We start from the raw sequence: 21,395 nt of genomic DNA on the forward strand, positions 1-21,395 counted from the left end.
GGGTTCTACCTGCAGCCGACCGGGAGCCGTTGCCCCGGTCGGCCCACTTCGAGGGGACTTAAAACCATGTTCGAGATTCTGAACACGGCACCGCTGTTCGACATCGACAAGCGGCTGATCTTCAAAAGCGGCAAATGGCTGGTTCGAACGCGGGAAATACCGGAACTCGGGCCTTACTATTCTCGGCCCGAGGCGATCGAGGCGCTGTACCGGCACGTTGCCATCTGTACTGGTCAGCTGCGCACGGCAGAACCCGGTCTGGCCCGGGAGTTTGTCCGCCACAATACTGCGGAATGCCGGAAATCAGACTGCACTCTTTGCTCCGCCCTGTCAGCGATGACGCCAGGGCCGGGCCGGCCACCGTCCGACCGGTTTTCTTCCATTGGTCACTAGAAGAGCAGATCCGGCAGCCAGGTCGCAATCTCGGGGAAAATCATGATCAGGATGATGCCCACGATTTCAACAATCACGAAAGGAATGATCGACTTGTAAATGTCCTTCATAGTGATCGACGGCGGCACGATGCCTTTCAGATAAAACAGGTTGAAGCCGAAGGGGGGTGTCATGTAGCCGATTTCCATGTTGATCACGAACAGGATGCCGAACCAGATCGGGTCGAAACCCAGAGACTCCACGATCGGCATGAATACCGGCAGGGTGATCAGCATGATACCCACGGGGTCCAGCACCATGGCCAGCAGGAAGACAATCACCATCATCGCGATAATGATGCCCCAGGGGCCTCCCGGCACCATGTTCATCAGGCCTTCAATCAGCTCCTGGGCGCCCATGCTCTGGTAGGCCGCGCTGAAGGCATGGGCGGCAAACAGAATCCACATGATCATGCCGGTGAGCTTGAAGGTGCGGATGGCCGCCTCTTTAAGAATGCTCCACTTGAGCTCCCTGTAAACAGCCGCGGAAATCAGTGCTCCCAGAACGCCCACGGCAGCAGCTTCGGTCGGCGTTGTGATACCTCCGATGATGGAACCCAAAACCATGACCACCACGCCAATCGGCAGAAGCACGGCTCTCAGCGCCCGGAACTTCTCTGGCCAGGTGCCCCGTTCTTCTTTCGGCAGCGCCGGCGCAAGCTCGGGTTGCAGGTGGCAGCGCACAATAATGTAAATGGCGGTAAGAACCATCAGCAGGATGCCCGGCATGATGCCGGCGGCGAACATCTGGCCGACGGAAACGCCGGTGATCAGTGCGTACAGGATCATCAGAATGCTGGGCGGAATCAGGATGCCCCAGCCACCGCCGGTATTGATCACGCCCAGGGCCATGTTTTTGTCATAGCCCCGTTCCAGCATGGAGGGCAAGGCGATCGTGCCCATGGCCACCACCGCGGCACCGCTGATGCCCACCATCGCGGCAAATACCGCACAGATGCCGAGGGTGCCCAGGGCCAGACCACCTCGCAGGCCGCCGCACCACAAGTGCATCATCCGGTACAGGTCCCGGGCCACACCTGTACGCTCCAGAATCATCGCCATGAAGACAAACAGAGGAATGGCGACGAGGGTGAAGCTCTCCATGGTGCCCCAGATCTGCGAGGCCACCATATAGAAGGAATCAAAGCCCCAGGTGAAGTACAGAAACACCACCGAGACGCCACCAAGAACAAACGCCAGTGGCAGGCCCAGCAGCAGGAAAAACAGCAGCGCGCCAAAGAACAGGAGAGTCAGGGCTTCGATGCTCACAGCTGATCTCCTTCAGATCTGGACTCTTCCGGCGTGTAGTAACTCAGGTTGAACGCCACGGCGATGTCTTCAAGCAGTTTGACCAATCCCTGAAGAACCAACAGAGCGGTGCCGATGGGTATGGCAAGTTTTACCGGCCAGATCGGCGGATTCCATGCCGAGTAAGACGTTTCCCAGCTGGCCATGGACTCCTGGGCCATATCGATGCCAAACCACAGCAGCGCCAGAGTAAAAATGAAAAAGACCGAAGAGGTGACAATGTCCAGAGCTGCCCGTTTCCGTGGTTTGAGATGTGAATGCAGAAGATCAACGTTGACGTGCCCGCGATGAGCCATGATGTAGCCGCCCGACATTACCGCGTAGATACCAAACAACATCTGGGTCAGCTCATTGGTCCATACCGTGGGGGAGTTGAACAGGTAGCGGAAGCCCACTTCCAGCAGCAGAAACGCGAACATTGCGAAGATCAGGAGGGCTACCCACCGACCGATAAGATCATTGAGACGGGTGACCCCTCTCATGAATGCGGCGATCATCACACTCACGTTTAACTCCCACGGCATACGGTTCGGGTAGGTTTACAGAAAGGCCGGGATCAGAAACCCCGGCCTGCGACAGAACAATGGCTGATCAGAGGTAACCGAGATCGGTCAGGTAGCTTTTCAGCATGTCGAGGGCCTTCTTGGCGTTCTCGCTGCGCTTGCCCTCTTCATCCCACATGGCCTGGGCGGTGGCGACCAGCTTTTCCTGAACCGGGTCCGGAAGGACATTGAGCTGCACGCCCTGCTCTTCGATGGCCTTGGCCAGGGTGATCCGCTCCTTGTACTGGTACTCGTTGGTGCGGATCCAGAACTGCTCGTTCAGCGCGTCCTTGACGATTTTCTGCATGTCTTCTGGCAGCTTGTCCAGAGCCTTCTGGCTGACAATGATGACGTCGGTACCGGCAATGTTCAGGGCCGGCTGCACATGGTACTTGGCGACTTCATACAGGCCCATGCTGTAGGCCCCCTGAGCCGCACCCCAGTGGGCACCGTCCACGATGCCGGAATCCAGAGCTGAGTAGAGTTCGCTGCCCGGGATGTAGGAGGCGGCGGCGCCAGCTTCGGTCAGGAAGGTTTGCAGGGCGCCGGAGGAGCGGATTTTCAGGCTGTTGAAGTCTTCCACGCTTTCAATCGGCTGCTTGACCACCATTTCGGTCGGATAGACTTTGTCCGTGGCCCAGTAGACGCCATGCTCTGCTGCTTCGTCCCGGAGCATCTGCTCGAACCCCAGGTTCTGGTGGAAGTAGGCAGCCTCCCAGACATTTCGGAAGGCGAACGGCAGACCGGAAGCAATGCCTGCGAGGGAAATCTTGTCCTGGGCGTAGGCCGGAGAAATGGTACCCATTTCCAGGATGCCACGACTGACGGCGTTGAAGGTGTCCTTGGCCTTGAAGAGCGCACCGGCTTCATAGAGCTGGAGCTTCAGGCGGCCATCCGTGCGTTCTTCGAGCACTCGTTTGATGCGGCCGAGACTGTCCGTGTAGGAACTGCTGGAGCCGGGCCAGTGTGACTGGACCTTCCAGGTGACGGTTTCCTGAGCGGTCGCAGTACCGGCAGCCAGAGTCGCAGATAGCCCGATGGTCAGGGCAGACGCATAGACGGTGAGGACTTTACGGGCATTTCCAAGGAGATTCATGACAGGGCCTCGTTCGTTGTTGTAATGAGTTACCGTGATCAGTGTGCTCTTGCTTTAGTTTCACTCTGCAGAACTGATAACTGCAGGGTGAATTACTATCATCTGAATCTAACACAAGATCCGGGTTTTGCAACAGGATGTTTTCTTACCTCTTGGTAGGGCTTGTGAAGCGCCGGTTTCTTGGCCTCGCTTTTTGTGGGCCGGTGCGGATAGTCCCTGAACTCGGTGGAAATAACAGCCTCGCTCCGGTGCTGGCAGGGTGTCATCCTGGTATGCCGTCGCCGAAAGCGCTGTTTCACCCGGATCGCTTTTCATTTTCAGCAATGTGGAAGCCACTTTGTTTTGTCTAGTGAAACTGGTTTCCGAATATATTGACTGAAAGCCATAATGCGTGACAAATTATTACGCAGGTGAAAACCACAGCACATCCTTGCTGGCAACTGCAAGCCAGACGGTGCTTCCATCTAGCGGCTCTCCCGCAGCCGGGTGGTAACAGAATTAATAACAATTAGAGGAAGCGGACATGTTCGATCTGTCTGACAAAGCCAAAGCGCTGCAGTCCCAGCTCAGGGCCTTCATGGATGAGCACATCTATCCCAACGAGCACCTGCATCACGAGCAGATCGCGCAGGCCGAGAACCGCTGGGCTCCGGTTCCGATCATCGAAGAACTGAAAGAAAAAGCCAAAGCCGAGGGCCTCTGGAACCTCTTTCTCCCCGAGAGCGACTACGGTGCCGGGCTGAGTAATTTCGAATACGCCCACCTGTGCGAAATCATGGGCCGCTCGGAGATGGCACCGGAAGTGTTCAACTGTTCCGCACCCGATACCGGCAACATGGAAACCATTGCCCGCTTTGGCAACGCCGAACAGCAGGAACAGTGGCTCAAGCCGCTGTTGGCCGGGAAAATCCGTTCCTGCTTCTCGATGACCGAGCCCGATGTGGCCTCCTCCGATGCCACCAACATCGCCTGTGAGATCCGCCGCGAGGGCGATGAGTATGTGATCAATGGCCGGAAGTGGTGGTCCTCCGGCGCGATGACCACCACCTCGAAAATTGCCATCGTTATGGGTAAGACCGACCCCACCGCTGAGAAACACAAGCAGCAGTCGATGATTCTGGTGCCCCTGGATACGCCGGGTGTGAAGATGATTCGGCCGCTGACCGTGTTTGGCTATGACCACGCGCCCCATGGCCACGCCGAGATTCACTACGACAACGTACGTGTACCGGCCAGTAACATACTGCTCGGCGAAGGCCGTGGTTTCGAGATCGCACAGGGCCGGCTCGGGCCGGGCCGTATTCATCACTGCATGCGCACCATCGGTGTTGCCGAACGGGCCCTGGAGTTGATGTGTCGGCGTGCCGGCGAGCGCGAGGCGTTCGGCAAGCCGCTATCGAGTTTCGATTCCATCCGCAAGGACATCGCCCGCAGCCGTATCGAGATTGAGCAGGCGCGCCTGATGACTCTAAAGGCGGCGCACATGATGGACACCGTGGGCAACAAGGTGGCCCGCCAGGAGATCGCCATGATCAAGGTGATCGCACCCAGCATGGCGCTGAAGGTGCTTGATCGGGCGATCCAGGTTCACGGCGGTGCCGGTGTCAGCCAGGACACCTTCCTGGCGTCCGCCTGGGCCAAGGTACGGACGCTGCGACTGGCGGATGGTCCGGATGAGGTGCACCTGGACTCCGTGGCCAAAATGGAACTCCGGCAATACCGCTGATTCACCGGCATGAGGATCGAACCATGACCAATTCGCTGTTTGATATGACCGGCAAGGTCGCTGTCATAACCGGCTCCACCAAGGGCATTGGCCGCGCCATCGCCGAGGAAATGGCCCGTCTTGGTGCCCGGGTGGTGATTTCCAGCCGCAAGGCGGACGCCTGCGAGCAGGTGGCTAACGAGCTGAAAGCGCAGGGCTTCGAAGCCATGGCCGTGCCCTGCCATGTGGGCCGCAAAGACGATTTGCAGAATCTGGTGGACAGGACCAACGAAGCCTGGGGCCCGATCGACGTGCTGGTGTGCAATGCGGCCACCAACCCGGTCTATGGCACCACCGCCGAGATGACCGACGAGGCCTGGGACAAGATCATGGACACCAACGTCAAGGGCACCTTCTGGCTCACCAACATGGTCCTGCCCCAGATGGCGGAGAAGGGGGAAGGGGCAGTGGTTCTGCTGTCCAGCATTGCCGGCCTTCGGGGCAACACCACCATCGGAACCTACGGGGTGTCGAAAGCCGCCGAGGCGGCCCTGGCCCGCAACCTGGCGGTGGAATGGGGACCGAAAGGAATCCGCGTTAACAGCATTGCCCCGGGCCTGATCAGGACTGACTTCGCCAAGGCCCTCTGGGAAGATCCGGTTCGGGTGAAACGGGCGGAGGACAAGACCCCGCTGCGCCGCATCGGGGACCCCGTGGATATCGCCGGCCTGGCCGTGTTCCTGTCCACCAGGGCGAGTGCCTACATCACCGGCCAGGTCATCGTTGCCGACGGTGGCGAGACCATTTGCTAACGGACGCTACAGAGACGCTATGACGACAGCTCCAGAGCTGGTGGACGTTCTGCCGGCACACAGATTTGACGAGCAGCGGCTGCTGGCCTGGCTTCAGGCAGAACTGCCCGAGGTGGGTGAACGCCTGGACGTTCGGCAGTTCCAGGGTGGGCAGTCCAATCCGACGTTCCTGCTGGGTACCGATGGCGGGCAATACGTCCTGCGCAAGAAGCCGCCCGGAAAGACCCTGCCCTCGGCCCATATGGTAGAGCGCGAATACCGGGTTATGAAGGCCCTGGCAGACCACACCGGGGTACCGGTTCCCATGGTGAGGGTGCTGTGCGAAGAAAGCGCCGTTATCGGGACACCGTTCTATGTCATGGACTTTCTGGACGGCCGGATTCTCAGTCATTCGGCGCTGCCGGAGCTGGGCCGGGAGGATCGCCTGCTTGCGCACCAATCGGCCATCGATACCCTGGCGGCCCTGCACTCGGTGGATGTGAACACGATCGGCCTCGGAGATTACGGCCGTCCCGAAGGTTATGTGGCGCGACAGGTGGCGCGCTGGAGCAAGCAGTACCTGGCGTCGAAGACGGACGAGCTGCCCGCAATGGACAAGCTCATGGCCTGGTTGCCGGCGAATATTCCTGCCGCGGACGAAACCGCCATCGCCCACGGCGACTACCGGTTCGGCAACCTCATGCTGGCGCCGGACAAGCCCGAGGTGATCGGGATCCTCGATTGGGAGCTGTCGACGCTGGGCCATCCGCTGGCGGACCTGGCCTATTTCTGCCTGCCGTACTATCTGCCCTCCGATATGGAAGGCATGCGCGGTTTGCAGGGAGAGGATCTGGAGGCACTGGGTATTCCCGATGAACAGTCGACCATCGCCCGCTACTGCACGCAGACCGGGCGCGACGGTATTGAGGACTGGCACGTGTTCCTGGCGTTTTCCCTGTTTCGGCTGGCTGCCATCCTGCAGGGGGTCTACAAGCGGGCGCTGGACGGTAACGCCGCCAATGCCAACGCGCTGAATGTCGGCAAGCGGGCTAGCCTGTTGGCGGACATCGGCTGGCAGATTGCCAGCGGGCACGAATGAATAATAGCTGGCTGCACCTGTGGCCGACTGACTGAACCCTGGAGAGCAACACGCATGTTCACACGCCATTTCAAGGTCTGGCCCCGAGAACTGCCCAAGACCATGACTCTGCCGGAAACCAGTGTTTTCAGGAACCTGGAAATATCCGCGCTGCGCTACCCGGATCACAACGCGATCATCTTCTACGATGCGCCCCTCACCTACCGGCGCCTTTTGTCAGAAGTGGAAGCCATGGCGGGCTATCTCCAGTCACAGGGCGTCTCAAAGGGAGATAGGGTACTGCTCTACATGCAGAACTCACCGCAGTATGTGATCGCCTACTACGCCATCCTTAGGGCGGACGCCGTGGTGATTCCGGTCAATCCGATGAACCGTGCAGCGGAGCTCGAGCACTTTATTGCCGACACGGAAGCATCGATCTGCCTGGCCGGCCAGGAGCTGGCGGACTTCATCATTCCACTGCTGCCGGAAACGGATCTGAAGCAGGTTGTGGTGGCCTCCTACAGCAGCTACATCAAACCGGATACCGATCTCGATCTTCCGGCGGAAGTTGCCGCCCCGGTCTGGTCCCGGGGTGTACGGGGTGTGGTGACCTGGGAGGCTGCCCTGGCAGCTGGATACGAGCCGTCAGCCCACACGGCTGGACCTGCCGATCTGGCCGTCATCCCCTACAGCTCGGGTACGACCGGTGCGCCCAAGGGCTGTATGCACACCCATCGCTCGGTCATGGCAACGGCCATGCACCGGGCGTTCTGGAACCTGAGCACACCGGATACGGTGCAACTGTCCACGCTGCCGTTCTTCCATGTAACCGGCATGACCGGCTCCATGAACAGTCCCATTTACAGCGGTTCCACGTCGGTGATCATGACCCGCTGGGATCGTACCACCGCAGCCCGTCTCATCGAGCGCTACCGGGTCACGGGCTGGACCAACATCGTGACCATGGCGGTGGACTTCCTGTCGAATCCGGACATCGGCCAGTACGACCTCAGCAGCCTGAATACCATCGGCGGGGGAGGGGCGGCCATGCCGGCGGCGGTGGCGGAAAAACTGAAAACCATGACGGGGCTGGACTATATCGAGGGCTATGGCCTGTCCGAGACCATGGCCGCTACGCACATCAACCCGGTTAAGCAGCCCAAGGCCCAGTGCCTGGGTATCCCTGTTTTCGATGTGGACAGCCGGATCATCGACGTGGATACCCTGGAGGAAAAGGGCCCCGGTGAAACCGGTGAAATCGTCTCGTCCGGCCCACAGGTAACCATCGGGTACTGGAACCGGCCGGCGGAAACCGAGGCCGCGTTCGTGGAGATTGACGGCAAAAGTTTCTTCCGGACCGGAGACCTCGGCTATTACGACGAGGATGGCTATTTCTTCATGGTGGATCGGGTCAAACGCATGATCAACGCGTCCGGTTTCAAGGTCTGGCCCTCCGAGGTTGAAGGGCTGATGTACCGGCACCCGGCCATCCACGAAGTCTGCATCATCTCCGCGCCGGATCCGAAACGGGGTGAAACGGTCAAGGCCTGCATTGTCCTGACACCCGAGGCGGAGGGTAAAACCTCGGCAGAAGACATCATCAACTGGTGCCGTGAGCAGATGGCGGCCTACAAGATACCGACCATAGTGGAGTTTGTGGAGGCGCTGCCGAAATCCCCCACTGGCAAGCTGATGTGGCGGGCCCTGCAGGAAGAGGAATGGAAGCAGCGGACCTGAATAGGCGGGGAGTCCAGCCCTTTTCGAGCATCCGCCGATCAGGGCTCGTCAGGTCACATACATAATCAGATTTTCCGCCACACAGGCCGGTCTGTCCTCGCCCTGGATCTCGATGGTGGTTTTGTAGGTGGCAAGCTGTCGCTGATTATCCACGTGATCAACCGACAACAGCTCCACCCGGGTGCGGATGCTTGAGCCGACTTTCACCGCCGACGGGAATCGAAGCCGGTTCAGGCCGTAGTTGATGGTCGCGGTCGGCCCGATCACCCGGAGCGCCTGAGGATTCAATCTCGATATGAGCGCGACCGTGAGATAGCCATGGGCAATCGGGCTTTTCCAGGGCGACTCGCGCCTGGCCCGCTCGACATCCACATGAATCCATTGGTGATCACCGGTCACGTCGGCAAAGGCATTGACCATGTCCTGGGTGATGGTGAGCCAGGGGCTGTGGCACGTCAGTTCTCCTGCCATGTCGGCAAGTTCTGAAAGCTGTACTTCTTTCATTCCTACCCCCTAGACGCTGTAGCCCGGGTTCTTGCTGTCCAGCAGTCGTAACAGAGCTGGCCAGGTCAGCTTCGCGGCCATGCCCAGCTGTTGCGACTGCTCGGCGGTGGTGCGAATGGCCTGTTCCGAGGGCAGGTGGGTGGGACCGCAGCTCTGGGCCTTGACCTGGATTTCACAGGCCTTCATCAGGAAATACAGGTAGGTAAAGGTCTCGGGAACATCCTTCCCGGCGGTCAGCACGCCGTGGTTACGCAGCAGCATCATGGATTTGTCGCCCAGGTCCCGGATCAGCCGCTCGCGCTCGTCGAGGTTCAGGGCCACGCCTTCGTAATCGTGGTAGCTCAGGTGATCGAGACAGAGCATGGCGGTCTGGCTCAGGGGCAGCAGGCCGTCCCGATGAGCCGATACGGCCACGCCGTCCGCGGCGTGCAGGTGCATGACCGCGCCCGCATCTTCCCGTCCCATATGCACGGCGCTGTGAATGGTGAAGCCGGCCGGATTGACCCGTCCGAGCCCGCCGGCCTGCACCACCTGGCCGTCCCGATCCACCTTGACCAGTGAGGACGCGGTGATTTCATGGAACAGCAGACCATAGGGATTGATCAGGAAGTGGTGCTCAGGCCCCGGCACCCGGGCCGAAAGATGGGTAAAAACCAGATCGTCCCAGCCAAACAGAGCGACCAGACGATAGGCCGCGGCGAGCTCGGTTCGGACCTGCCACTCGCCAGTCTGGCGGTTGTCGGCGTCCGGTATTGCTTCAGTTTTTGTCATTGTTGTTCACCTCCGGATTCGAAAAAGGGGTGGCCTTGCGACCACCCCCGAAAAAGGCTTCTGAACAACAGAAGCTTCCAGGCTCACTGATGAGGGGATTCTAGCTTGCCTGTAAAAGGTTGGCGTAAGTCTCCAGCTGGAAGTCGTCGTCGCCAAGCTGATGATTGATCATGATCAGCCGCTTGGCATAGTGGGCGAAGTTGTACTCCCAGGTCATACCAATACCACCGTGGGACTGGATGCCCTGCTCGGAGATGAATTGGCCGCTGCGGCCAATCACGTTCTTCGCGGCTGCAAGAACGCGCCGGCGTTCGTCGCTCTGGGGCTCGTCGGCCATGCTGGCGGCCAGAATGGCCATGGAACGGGCCTGTTCAAGCTCCGACATCATGTCCACCATCCGGTGCTGCAGCACCTGGAACCTGCCGATGGGAACACCGAACTGCTTGCGCTGTTTAAGGTAGTCCAGGGTCAGGTCACAGGCCACTTCCATCGCACCCACGGCTTCACCGCAGAGTGCGGAAATGGCGCGTCCTGCCTGGTACTCGATCACGTCAGACGCCTTGCCTTCCTCGCCGAGCAGGGCATCGGGCCCCAGCTTGACGTTGTTCAGGAACAGATCGCAGCCTTTGGAGCCGTCAATGGTCGGGTAGGTGCGGCGTTCGAGGCCTTCGGTGTCCGGGTTTACCAGAAACAGGCTGATGCCATCGGCATCGCGGCTGTCACCGGACGTGCGGGCAGACACCACCAGCACGTCGGCACAATGCCCCCCGATTACGACTGCCTTGCGACCGTTCAAAACGTAGCCGTCACCGGACTTTTCGGCGCGGGTTTCGACATCGTTCAGGTTATAGAAGCTCTGCGGCTCCTCGAGCCCGGCAGCCGCGCGAACCTCGCCGCTGGCAATGCCGCTGAGCCACTGTTCCTGTTGCTCGCTGTTGCCAGCCTGGCTGATAAGCCCGCCTCCGAGAACGACCGACTGCAGGTAGGGCTCCAGGCAAAGGCCGCGACCAAGCTCGGTCATCACGCTCTGCACTTCCACGCCGCTGCCGCCAAATCCGCCGAGTTCTTCCGGGAAGGGCACGGCCGTAAGACCCAGCTCACCCAGCTGTTTCCAGAAATCGGCGCTGAACCCCAGCTCGGATTCGCTGTATTCCAGACGCTTTTCAAAACTGTATTCACCGCGCACCAGACGGGCCACGGTGTCCTGCAGCATCTGCTGCTCTTCATTCAGTCGGAAATCCATGGTCGCCTCCTTAGAGCCCGAGAATCATTTTCGACACAATGTTCTTCTGGATCTCGTTTGATCCGCCGAAAATGGACAGCTTGCGGTTGTTGAAGTACTGGGCAGCCAGTGGTGCGGCATTTTTGTCCGAAAGGAATTCACCGCTGTAATCCAGATCCAGTTCCTCTTCCACGAAGGGAATGGCGTAGGGACCAATCGCCCGGCGTGCCAGATCGTTGATGGTCTGGCGAATCTCGGTGCCGCGGACTTTCAGCATGGAACTTTCCGCGCCCGGCATGCCGCCGCCCTCGACTGAGGCGATGATGCGCAGATTGCTGATGGCGGCGGCCATCAGATCGATCTCAACCTGGGCGATGCGCCGGGCGAACGACGCGTCTTCGATCAGCGGACGACCATTCTTGGTACGGCGGGAGGCAAGTTCTTTCAGGTGCTGGAGTGCGGCCTTGGAAATGCCAATGCCGGCCAGACCGGTGCGCTCATAGGTGAGCAGGTACTTGGCGTAGGTCCAGCCCTTGTCTTCCTCGCCTACCAGGTTCTCGGCGGGGACTTTTACATCCTCGAAGAACACTTCGTTGACTTCATGCTCACCATCGAGGGTAATGATCGGACGCACCGTAATGCCCGGTGTGTTCATGTCGATCAGCAGGAACGAGATGCCCTCCTGGGCCTTCACCTCGGTATTGGTGCGCACCAGGCAGAAAATCATGTTGGCGTGCTGGCCGAGGGTGGTCCAGGTTTTCTGGCCATTCACAATATAGTGATCGCCGTCGCGGACGGCCCGGGTCTTGAGCGAGGCCAGATCTGAACCGGCGCCCGGCTCGGAATAGCCCTGGCACCACCAGTCTTCGCCGCTGAGGATTCTTGGCAGGTATCTTTGCTTCTGCTCTTCGGTACCAAACTTGATAATCACCGGCGCCACCATGTTGACACCGAATGGCACAGAACGGGGCGCCCCATAGCGAGAGGACTCCTCATCCCAGATGTGCTTCTGAACCGGGCTCCAGTTCACGCCGCCGTATTCTTCTGGCCAGTGAGTGGCGTACCAGCCCTGCTCGCTGAGTATCTTCTGCCAGCGCTGGTGGTCTTCCCTGGATAGCCGGCGGAAGCCTTTCACCTTGGCAGCAATATCCCCGGGCAGCTTTTCATCCAGGAATGCGCGGACCTCGTCACGGAAGGCGAGTTCCTCAGTGGTGTAATTCAAGTTCATGGGAAAACCTCTGTCGCGTTGATCTGTAAATCAGCTGAAGGCCTGAATGCCGGTCTGGCCACGGCCCAGGATAAGGGCGTGGACATCGTGTGTGCCCTCATAGGTGTTTACAGCCTCAAGGTTCATGACGTGGCGGATAACGTGGTACTCATCTGAAATGCCGTTGCCGCCGTGCATGTCCCGGGCAACCCGGGCAATGTCCAGAGCCTTGCCGCAGTTGTTGCGCTTGAGCAGTGAAATGGCATCCGGCGTGGCCGTGCCGGCATCCATCATGCGGCCCAGTTGCAGCACCGACTGAAGGCCGATGGTGATCTCGGTCTGCATATCCACCAGCTTTTTCTGGATCAGCTGGTTGGCGGCCAGGGGTTTGCCGAACTGCACGCGCTCGAGGGTGTAGTTCCGGGCCGCGTGCCAGCAGAATTCTGCCGCACCCAGTGAACCCCAGCTAATGCCGAAACGGGCCTTGTTAAGGCAACTGAACGGGCCTTTCAGGCCTTCCACCTCAAGATGGTTTTCTTCCGGAACGAATACTTCATCCATAAAGATGGAGCCGGTTTCCGACGCCCGCAGGGAAAACTTGCCCTGGATCTTTGGTGTGTCCAGCCCCTTGGCGTCTTCGCGCTCAATCACAAAGCCGTTCACCTTTCCGTCCAGCTTGGCCCAGACCACAAAGACATCGGCAATCGGTGAGTTGGTGATCCAGGTTTTCGAACCACTCAACAGGTAGCCGCCGTCCACTTTCCTGGCCCGGGTTTCCATGCCGCCCGGGTCGGAGCCATGATTCGGCTCGGTCAGTCCAAAACAGCCGACGTACTCGCCAGAGGCCAGCTTGGGCAGGATGCGTTTTTTCATCGCTTCCTTGCCATAGGAATAGATCGGATACATGACCAGAGAGGACTGGACGCTCAGAGCCGAGCGATAGGCTGAATCCACCCGTTCCACTTCCCGCGCTATCAGGCCGTAGCAGACATGGTTCAGCCCTGGACCGCCGTATTCTTCCGGCAGGGTCGCCCCCAGCATGCCGAGTTCGCCCATCTGGTTGAAAATGGTGCGGTCGAACTTCTCGTGCCGGTTGGCCTCGGTGATGCCAGGCATGAGCTGCTCATCACAGAAGCTGCGGATGCTGTCACGGACCTGACGCTCGGTTTCGTCCAGTTGGCCATCAAAACCGAGAAGATCATTCCAGGGTGCGGAATCCATTGTGTTCTCTCCTGAAAGCGAATATCGAAAGCCCAGCATTAGGGGCGGGGGAGCGATTTATGCTATCTTTGTATCAATGTTGTTTCATTAAGCGAAACACAGTTTTGTAAATGACTCGTGAAAGACTAATCCGGGTGTTATGGAAATGCAAGCAGTGTTCAAGGCTGACGAGGTGCCTCTGTGCTGAGCGGAATGCTTCGATGGTTGGTGTCCCTGGCGTTGGTCACTGAGCTCCTGGCTATCTGTCTTGATCGCCAGGAGCTCAGTGCGCTGGCGGGCGTGGCGTTTGTCGCTGCCTTTCTGGCAGGGGCCGGGCGCCTGCAGAGGTACGCCCGGATGTTACTGGTTATCGCCCTTCTGGTTCTGGGAGGGCTTGCCTGGCGCGGGTCGCTGAACGGGGGGCAGGTGTTGAAGGCGGCATCTGATGCCGCGTTCTATTCCGCGTTTTTGGGCAGCCTGGGCCTGATGCAGTGCCTCGTGCGCCGGTTCGAAGTATTGCGCCGGATCCACGATGTCCTGCTGGGTGGGAAGCCCATACTGCTCTATCCCAAGTACGCCCTGGTCAGCTGTGGCGTTGCTACGGTTCTGAGTTTCGGCATGATGAACCTGCTGTGCGGAAGCCTTTCTGACACCCTCCGGGAGCGCGGCATCGGCGGTGAATCCCGCCTGCAGTGGTTGCGGAGTGTTCTGATCAGTGCCCTGAGGGGATTTGCCCTGGTGCCGTTGGTGGCGCCCACCAGCGTCGCTGTTGCCATTCTTACCAGGGAGTTACCGCAGCTGAGCTGGTCGCAACTGTTACCCTTCGGTATGGTCGCGGCGCTGGTAATGGTGTTGATTGGCTGGGTGCTCGAGCAGCGCCGGTTCCGCAAGGTCAGCAGCGAGCGTGTCGCTATTGAAGGTTGGCTCCCGGGTACCGGTCGCCTCCTGTTTCTTATCCTGCTGGTGTTCACGGTGATGGCGGGCCTGGTGGCCATAACCGGTTTCAAGGTGTCGGTGGCAGCCATGTTGTCGGTGCCGACCGTGACGCTGCTCTATATGCTCTGGCAGGAGCGGGGACTGACCTCCGTTCTGCAGGAAGGTGCGGGCCAGATATGGGCCATGCAGAACGAAATGGCCATCTTCGCCGCTTCCGCCATCCTCGGTGTTGCCCTGTCCGCGGTCATCCCGGCAGATGCCCTGGCGGGGCTGGTCGCCACTGGCGGCGGGGTTTTCCTGGTGGCTGTCGTTGGCATGCTGATGCTGCCAATGTTCTCCATGATCGGCATCATTCCCATTACGGTCCTGAGTGTTCAGGCCGGTTTGTTGCCCCAGCTGGTGGCGGAAGGAATGGATCTGCTACCGGTCGCCGTGGCTCTGGTAATTGGCTTCTCCCTGGCCATGATGCTGTCGCCTTTCGGTCCATCGGTCATGCTGCTGTCCCGTTTCGGGCAGATTTCCCGCTGGGTCGTGGCGTTTGGGTGGAACGGTTTGTTTGCATTGATAACGCTGCCAGCTCTTCTGGTACTGACAGCGCTGGTCGCCTGGCTGGTACCGGGTCAGTAACCCCGGTTGGTATCCACAATCCCGGAAATGGCACGCCCGGCGGCGTGATCCCGGATCTTGCCGGTGATCTGTTCAATGGTGGCGTCCCGAAGGGTCCGGGCCGAGATGTGCGGTGTAATGGTGATCTCCTGCCGTTGCCAGAATGGGTGCCCCTCCGGAAGGGGTTCTTTGCGGAACACATCGAGGGACGCGCGCAGCAAGGTACCGTCGTCCAGGGCCCTGAGCAGGTCGTCCTCAACCAGGTGTTCACCCCGGCCAACGTTGATTAAAACGGCATCGGGCCGGAGCTGGCTCAGCAGCTCATAATTGATGATGTCCCGGGTCTCGTCGGTCAGGGGCAGGGTATTGACCAGGACCCGGGTAGCTTGAAGAAAGTCGCCCAGCTGGCCGGGGCCGGCGTAGGTGCGGACGCCTTCCAGGCTGTGTTCTCTGCGGGCCCAGCCGCTGACCTGATAATCCAGATTGGCCAACGTGCGGGCCACTCGCTTGCCGATATGACCGAGCCCCATAACGCCCACCGGCCACTCGCTGCGTTTGATGGGGCGATGAATTTTCCAGAGGCTCTGGCGCTGCTGCTCCCGGTAGGTTTCCATCCCGCGACTGGCTTCCAGCAGCTGGTGCAGGACGTACTCCGCCATCTGCACCGACATGCCCGCGTCTTCCAGGCGCACAATCGTGAGATTTTTCGGCAGGTTGGCAACCTTGAGCAAGCCGTCGATACCGGCCCCCAGGTTGAATACGGCCTTCAGATGGGTTTCCCGCTCGAAAAGGGCTTCTGGCGGTTGCCAGACGATGGCGTAATCCGCATCAACAGCGGGCCCGTGCGGGTCCCAGACATAAACTTCGGCGTCCGGCAGGCATTCTTTAATGGGCACTGTCCAGCGCTCGGGTTTTGGATCGCCTGCCACGAAAAGAATCTTCATTTTGCCTCCGGGGGTCGTCACAGGGTTCGTTGACTGCTAGTTTGTTTTGCAATGCAGAATATGAAAACGGCACGGGCAATAAATCATGGTATGAAATACCGCCATGCGGTTTCGGGTTTGAGACATCTTCAGCAAGTGTTTCATATTTGGTGGGAGTTTTGAAAAGACTTTCTGGTACTTGATTTCTGCAGCGATTAAAATGGCGCATCGTTGGTCATTCACCAAATTAATACACCGGTTACAAGAGCGGGCGACGCGGTTGGAGGACGTCCCATTATGGCAGGAAGAAAAAAGATCTCACCGGAACTGACAGTGGCATCCACTGACGGTGAGCCCGTGAAGCCGGAAAAAGACCGCAAGTTTGTCGAGGCCCTGTCCCGGGGCCTGGACGTGCTTCGTGCCTTCAGCCAGGGTCCTGTTATCCTCGGCAACCAGGACATCGCACGCATCACCGGGCTGCCCAAGCCAACCGTGTCGCGGATGACCTACACGCTTACCAAGCTGGGGTATCTCAGCTATAACACCCAGTTGGAGAAATACCAGCTCAGCTCCGGAGTACTGGCGCTCGGTTACGCCTACGTATCCAATCTCAAAGTGCGTCAGCTCGCCAAGCCCTACATGGACGAGTTTGCCCGCCAGACCAACATGTCGATAGGCCTGACCTGCCGCGACCGGTTGCACATGATCTACGTGGAGAATCGTCTGCCACCGGAGGCCTCACTGCTTCGCATGGATATCGGCCTCAAGCTGCCCATGGCTACAACCTCTGCCGGGCGCGCCTATTACTGCGCCATCAGCGACAAGGCCCGCCTGGTGATTGACGACGCCATGGCGGCCAAATACGGCAAAGACTGGCCCGAGAAGAAAGCTGGCCTGGACCAGGCCATGAAGGATTACAAGGAACACGGTTTCTGCCTGTCCACCGGCGAGTGGGACCGGAACATCAACTCCGCCGGCGTGCCAATCCACCTGCAGGATGGCACCATCATGGCTCTGACCTGTGCCGCCCCGTCTTATCTGGTGCCAGCGGAAAAGCTCCGTGGTTCCATTGCCCACCAGCTGGCGATGCTGGCGAGCGATATTGAATCCTTGGGCGTCTGAGACTAACTCCTAAGTAGCGAAGGGAGGCGGCGCCGCCTCCCGACAAACTCCAAGGCAAAAAACCGCAGAGACGCCTCTGCGGTTTTTTTTGTGCCCGCTGTTAGCCGGATGGTTGAAAACACCGCCGAACTTGTATTAAATCGTACGCATGTTTCGCTAGTTAAAATCATATTTCAGAACACGTGCGAGGAGAAAACATGTCTGAGGTCGTTAGCTATAACCGGGAAGGCAGCATCGGCGTTATTACTGTGAACTACCCGCCGGTAAACGCCCTCGGCCATGCTGTCCGTTCCGGTCTGCTCGCAGCGCTCGAGCAGGGCCAGAACGATGCTGAGGCCAGGGCAATCCTGTTGGTTTGCGAGGGGCGCACCTTCATCGCCGGCGCCGACATTCGCGAATTCGGTAAACCCATTCAGGAGCCCCTGCTGCCGACCCTCGTCAATGCCCTGGAGAACAGCGACAAACCGCTGATTGCTGCAATCCATGGGACTGCTCTGGGGGGTGGTCTGGAAACCGCGCTGGGCTGTCACTACCGGGTTGCGCTGAGCAACGCGAAGGTTGGGCTGCCGGAAGTGAAGCTGGGTCTGCTACCCGGCGCTGGCGGCACCCAGCGCCTGCCCCGCCTGACCGGCGCCCGCAAAGCGCTTGAAATGATTACCACGGGTGAGTTCATCGGCGCCAACGATGCGCTCGCCCTCGGCATTCTTGATGCCGTGGAGGAAGGCGATGATATCCGCGCTGTCGGTATGGCCTACGCACAGAAGGTGATCGACGACAAAAAGCCGGTGCGTCGTGTTCGCGATATGAACGACAAGATCGAGGCGGACAAGGGCAGCGATGTCTTTGACCAGTTCCGTGATGAGCTGAAGAAGCGGGCCCGGGGCCTGTTCTCGCCATTCAAATGTGTTGATGCGGTGGAAGCTGCGTTCAACCTGCCCTTTGAAGAAGGCCTGAAGCGTGAGCGGGCACTGTTCACGGAGTGTATGGAATCGCCCCAGCGTGCAGGGCTGATCCATTCGTTCTTCGGCGAGCGGGAAGTCTCCAAGGTGAAGGGACTGCCCAAGGATACGCCGGTTCGCGACGTGAACACTGTTGGCATCATCGGTGCCGGCACCATGGGTGGTGGTATCGCCATGAACTTTGCGAACGTGGGTATCCCGGTCACCATCGTCGAGGTAAAGCAGGAGGCTCTGGACAAAGGCCTGGCCATCATTCGTCGCAACTATGAGAACTCCGCGAAGAAGGGCAAGCTGACCCAGGAGCAGGTGGAACAGCGGATGGCCCTGATCACCCCGAGCCTGACCTACGACGATTTCCGGGACGTTGACCTGGTGATCGAGGCGGTGTTCGAGAACATGGCCATCAAGAAGGAAATCTTTGCCAGGCTCGATGAGGTCTGCAAGCCGGGTGCGATTCTGGCGTCCAATACCTCAACCCTGGATATCGACGAAATTGCCTCTGCCACCAGTCGCCCGGAAGACGTGGTGGGTATGCACTTCTTCAGCCCGGCCAACGTGATGAAGCTGCTGGAGAACGTGCGTGGCAGCAAAACCTCCGATGAGGTCAAAGCCACGGTGATGGCGGTTTCCAGGAAGATCGGGAAAGTCGGTGTCATGGTGGGCAACTGCTATGGCTTTGTCGGCAATCGGATGCTCCACAAGCGCGGCACCGAAGCCATGTCGCTTGTAGATGAGGGCGCCACACCGCAGCAGGTCGACAAGGTGCTGACCGACCTCGGCTTCCCCATGGGGCAGTTTGCCATGTCCGATCTGGCCGGGATTGATGTGGGTTACCGCATACGAGAGGAGCGTCGCAAGTCGGGTGAGGACATCCCTGCAAGCTGGATGGACAAACTCGCAGAACAGGGCCGCCTTGGCCAGAAGACCCAGGCGGGAGTCTACAAGTATGAGGAAGGCAGCCGAAAGCCGATCCCGGATCCGGAGGTCGAGCAGCTGATCGAGCAGTTCCGCAAGGAACAGGGCATTACGCCCCGGGAGATTACCGACCAGGAAATCCTTGAGCGGTGCGTGTATGTCATGGTCAATGAAGGCGCGAAGATCCTGGAGGAAGGCATCGCCGACCGTCCGCTGGATATCGACATCGTCTGGATCTACGGCTACGGCTTCCCGGCCTATCGCGGTGGCCCCATGTTCTGGGCCGATCAGGAAGGCCTCGACACCATTCTCTCGGCAGTGAAAAAGTACCAGGATACCGTTGGTGGTGAGCAGTGGGAGCCGGCGGCCTTACTTGAAAGGCTGGTGCGCGAAGGCAAGAAATTCGGCGATCTTTAAAGGAGTAGTGTTATGTCTGATGCAGTCATCGTTTCCACCGCCCGGACCGGTCTTGCCAAATCCTACCGGGGCTCTTTGAATAATACGCACAGCGTGGATATGGCAGGCCATGTCATCAAACACGCTGTTGAGCGCGCAGGCATTGATCCGTCGATCGTTGAGGACGTGATCATGGGTGCGGCCTACCAGGAAGGCACCCAGGGCCGGAACATTGCCCGTCTGGCAGCTATACGCGCCGGACTCCCGGTAACCACCGCCGGGTTTTCCATCAACCGGTTCTGCAGCTCTGGTCTGCAGTCCATTGCCCTCGCCGCCCAGCGGGTTGTTTCCGAGAAGGTTCCCGCTATGGTGGCTGGCGGGGTCGAGTCCATTTCCCTCGTGCAAAACGAGAAGATGAACAGCTTCCATGCCACCAATGAGTGGCTGATGAAGAACAAACCGGAGCTGTACCTCTCGATGATCGAGACGGCAGACATTGTTGCCAGGCGCTACAACGTCAGCCGGGAAGCCCAGGATGAGTATGCCCTGATTTCCCAGCAGCGCACGGCAGCGGCCCAGCAGGCCGGCAGGTTCGACGATGAGATTGTGCCGTTCGACACCACCATGCTGGTCAAGGACAAAGAAACCGGTGAGGTCAGCGAGAAACAGGTGACTCTGAGTGCTGACGAATGCAACCGGCCAAACACGACCCTCGAGGGCCTGGCGGGTCTGGAGCCGGTCCGTGGCCCGGAGCAGTTCATTACGGCCGGTAATGCCAGCCAGCTGTCCGACGGGGCCTCCGTGTGCACGGTGATGAACAGCACCTACGCCGAGAAGCACAACATCGAACCCATGGGAATCTTCAGGGGCCTTGCCGTCGCCGGGTGTGAACCGGATGAGATGGGCATCGGCCCGGTGTATGCGATCCCGCGCCTGCTTGATCGGAACGGACTGACCATGGACGACATCGATCTGTGGGAGCTGAACGAAGCCTTTGCATCCCAGGTCATTTATTGCCGTGACCGCCTCGGTATTCCCATGGAAAAACTGAACGTCAACGGCGGTTCCATTTCTATTGGTCACCCCTTCGGTATGACTGGCGCCCGAATGACGGGGCACGCCCTGATTGAAGGCAAGCGTCGTGGTGCAAAGTATGTGGTGATTACCATGTGCATTGGTGGCGGCCAGGGCGCCGCAGGCTTGTTTGAAGTGGTCTGATTTCAATCTGAATGAACGAGGGGCCAGATGAAAGCTTTCGTCTGACCCCCGACCTGAGCGGGTTCTGGGAGATTCGTCCTACGCCTTTCCTCCCAGCAGAATCCGCACAGCCGTGCAGGCATCTTCCAGCTCCGCTTCTCTAGGCTCACGACCGGCGATAATGTCACTGTACAGACAGGATTCGGCCAGGCGGATCATGAAGTAGGACAGGCTGAAAATGTTCATCGGGGGCTTGATATGCCCGGCGGCCACCTGGTCCTTCAGCATCCGGGTGTTGGTTTCCACGGTGCGGGTGTGCAGGATCGACTGCGATGAGGTAAGTATCTTCAGGGCGTATTCCGGGTCCTGGTGGATGAACCGCCGCAGGGGTTCAAAATGCAGGATGGTGGAATTGGTGCGTCGATACACGCCCACGATGTAGTCGATACCTGCGCCTGGTGTTTCCGCCATGGCCTGCCGCCAGAGGGGTTCGTACAGCGACCAGAGTATCTCGCCGATCAGCAGATCCCGGTTGCCAACCCAGCGGAACAGGGTGGCGCGGCCAATGCCGAGTTCTTCCGACAGGGGTGCCAGGTGGATACGCTCACCCTTGAGCCACATGCGACGGGCCCGTTTGAAAGCCTCCGCGGGTGTTGCCCTGGGAACGGTTCTGTCTGTCACTGCCACCTCATGCCGGAATTTCGGTTCATTCTAACCACTAAACCACAAACCCGCCACGCGCAGCC

19 protein-coding genes are annotated in these 21,395 nt (G+C 59.3%); 9 read left to right on the forward strand and 10 right to left on the reverse strand.

The window, feature by feature from the left end:
* Nucleotides 1–66 precede the first annotated feature (66 nt).
* Nucleotides 67–393: a hypothetical protein gene (locus ACFC20_RS01120; RefSeq protein ID WP_375191408.1), complete on the forward strand. Its 327-nt coding sequence runs from the start codon at nt 67–69 to the stop codon at nt 391–393.
* Here the strand turns inward: ACFC20_RS01120 and ACFC20_RS01125 are convergent.
* From ACFC20_RS01125 to dctP, 3 genes are all read right to left on the reverse strand, one after another.
* The gene (locus tag ACFC20_RS01125; protein WP_375191409.1) at nt 390–1,700 is read right to left on the reverse strand and encodes a TRAP transporter large permease subunit; all 1,311 of its coding nucleotides are present in this window, start codon (nt 1,698–1,700) and stop codon (nt 390–392) included. The genes ACFC20_RS01120 and ACFC20_RS01125 overlap by 4 nt on opposite strands.
* A complete protein-coding gene (locus ACFC20_RS01130; RefSeq protein ID WP_375191511.1) occupies nt 1,697–2,236 on the reverse strand; it encodes a TRAP transporter small permease subunit in 540 nt (179 codons plus the stop codon). Before ACFC20_RS01130 ends, ACFC20_RS01125 begins: the two co-directional genes overlap by 4 nt.
* A gap of 94 nt (nt 2,237–2,330) precedes the next feature.
* On the reverse strand, nt 2,331–3,377 hold the full coding sequence (gene dctP, locus ACFC20_RS01135; RefSeq protein ID WP_375191410.1) for a TRAP transporter substrate-binding protein DctP: 1,047 nt from the start codon (nt 3,375–3,377) through the stop codon (nt 2,331–2,333).
* Nucleotides 3,378–3,900: 523 nt separating this feature from the next.
* Between dctP and ACFC20_RS01140 the strand changes: the two genes are divergently transcribed.
* From ACFC20_RS01140 to ACFC20_RS01155, 4 genes are read left to right on the forward strand one after another with little or no spacing between them, the layout of a single operon-like run.
* Nucleotides 3,901–5,103: an acyl-CoA dehydrogenase family protein gene (locus ACFC20_RS01140; RefSeq protein ID WP_375191411.1), complete on the forward strand. Its 1,203-nt coding sequence runs from the start codon at nt 3,901–3,903 to the stop codon at nt 5,101–5,103.
* A gap of 23 nt (nt 5,104–5,126) precedes the next feature.
* On the forward strand, nt 5,127–5,894 hold the full coding sequence (locus ACFC20_RS01145) for an SDR family NAD(P)-dependent oxidoreductase (RefSeq protein ID WP_375191412.1): 768 nt from the start codon (nt 5,127–5,129) through the stop codon (nt 5,892–5,894).
* 19 nt (nt 5,895–5,913) lie between these two features.
* Nucleotides 5,914–6,972, forward strand: a complete 1,059-nt coding sequence (locus tag ACFC20_RS01150) for a phosphotransferase (protein ID WP_375191413.1) — start codon at nt 5,914–5,916, stop codon at nt 6,970–6,972.
* A 54-nt stretch (nt 6,973–7,026) separates the two neighbouring features.
* Nucleotides 7,027–8,691, forward strand: coding sequence for a long-chain fatty acid--CoA ligase (locus tag ACFC20_RS01155; protein WP_375191414.1), 1,665 nt, complete (start codon nt 7,027–7,029; stop codon nt 8,689–8,691).
* 48 nt (nt 8,692–8,739) lie between these two features.
* Here the strand turns inward: ACFC20_RS01155 and ACFC20_RS01160 are convergent, their stop codons facing one another.
* The 5 genes from ACFC20_RS01160 to ACFC20_RS01180 form a co-directional block, all read right to left on the reverse strand.
* Nucleotides 8,740–9,195 (reverse strand): MaoC family dehydratase, encoded by a 456-nt coding sequence (locus tag ACFC20_RS01160; protein WP_375191415.1) that lies wholly within the window; start codon nt 9,193–9,195, stop codon nt 8,740–8,742.
* A 9-nt stretch (nt 9,196–9,204) separates the two neighbouring features.
* On the reverse strand, nt 9,205–9,966 hold the full coding sequence (locus ACFC20_RS01165) for a class II aldolase/adducin family protein (protein WP_375191416.1): 762 nt from the start codon (nt 9,964–9,966) through the stop codon (nt 9,205–9,207).
* Nucleotides 9,967–10,066: 100 nt separating this feature from the next.
* On the reverse strand, nt 10,067–11,209 hold the full coding sequence (locus ACFC20_RS01170) for an acyl-CoA dehydrogenase family protein (RefSeq protein WP_375191417.1): 1,143 nt from the start codon (nt 11,207–11,209) through the stop codon (nt 10,067–10,069).
* 10 nt (nt 11,210–11,219) lie between these two features.
* Entirely contained in the window at nt 11,220–12,416 is a 1,197-nt protein-coding gene (locus ACFC20_RS01175) for an acyl-CoA dehydrogenase family protein (protein ID WP_375191418.1), read from the reverse strand.
* A 30-nt stretch (nt 12,417–12,446) separates the two neighbouring features.
* Nucleotides 12,447–13,616, reverse strand: a complete 1,170-nt coding sequence (locus ACFC20_RS01180; protein WP_375191419.1) for an acyl-CoA dehydrogenase — start codon at nt 13,614–13,616, stop codon at nt 12,447–12,449.
* A gap of 192 nt (nt 13,617–13,808) precedes the next feature.
* Between ACFC20_RS01180 and ACFC20_RS01185 the strand changes: the two genes are divergently transcribed.
* Nucleotides 13,809–15,158 (forward strand): hypothetical protein, encoded by a 1,350-nt coding sequence (locus ACFC20_RS01185; RefSeq protein WP_375191420.1) that lies wholly within the window; start codon nt 13,809–13,811, stop codon nt 15,156–15,158.
* On the opposite strand, the gene ACFC20_RS01190 is transcribed toward ACFC20_RS01185, so the two are convergent.
* A complete protein-coding gene (locus ACFC20_RS01190; protein WP_375191421.1) occupies nt 15,152–16,081 on the reverse strand; it encodes a 2-hydroxyacid dehydrogenase in 930 nt (309 codons plus the stop codon). The two genes, ACFC20_RS01185 and ACFC20_RS01190, sit on opposite strands and share 7 nt — an antisense overlap.
* A 276-nt stretch (nt 16,082–16,357) precedes the next feature.
* Between ACFC20_RS01190 and ACFC20_RS01195 the strand changes: the two genes are divergently transcribed.
* From ACFC20_RS01195 to ACFC20_RS01205, 3 genes are all read left to right on the forward strand, one after another.
* Complete coding sequence (locus ACFC20_RS01195) at nt 16,358–17,182, forward strand: IclR family transcriptional regulator (protein WP_375191422.1); 825 nt, start codon at nt 16,358–16,360, stop codon at nt 17,180–17,182.
* Nucleotides 17,183–17,379: 197 nt separating this feature from the next.
* Complete coding sequence (locus ACFC20_RS01200; protein WP_375191423.1) at nt 17,380–19,473, forward strand: 3-hydroxyacyl-CoA dehydrogenase NAD-binding domain-containing protein; 2,094 nt, start codon at nt 17,380–17,382, stop codon at nt 19,471–19,473.
* Between the two features lie 12 nt (nt 19,474–19,485).
* Entirely contained in the window at nt 19,486–20,670 is a 1,185-nt protein-coding gene (locus tag ACFC20_RS01205) for an acetyl-CoA C-acyltransferase (RefSeq protein WP_375191424.1), read from the forward strand.
* 78 nt (nt 20,671–20,748) lie between these two features.
* On the opposite strand, the gene ACFC20_RS01210 is transcribed toward ACFC20_RS01205, so the two are convergent.
* Nucleotides 20,749–21,330, reverse strand: a complete 582-nt coding sequence (locus ACFC20_RS01210; protein ID WP_375191425.1) for a QsdR family transcriptional regulator — start codon at nt 21,328–21,330, stop codon at nt 20,749–20,751.
* Nucleotides 21,331–21,395: the final 65 nt, after the last annotated feature.

It is taken from the genome of Marinobacter sp. (assembly GCF_041984545.1).
GTDB lineage: Bacteria > Pseudomonadota > Gammaproteobacteria > Pseudomonadales > Oleiphilaceae > Marinobacter.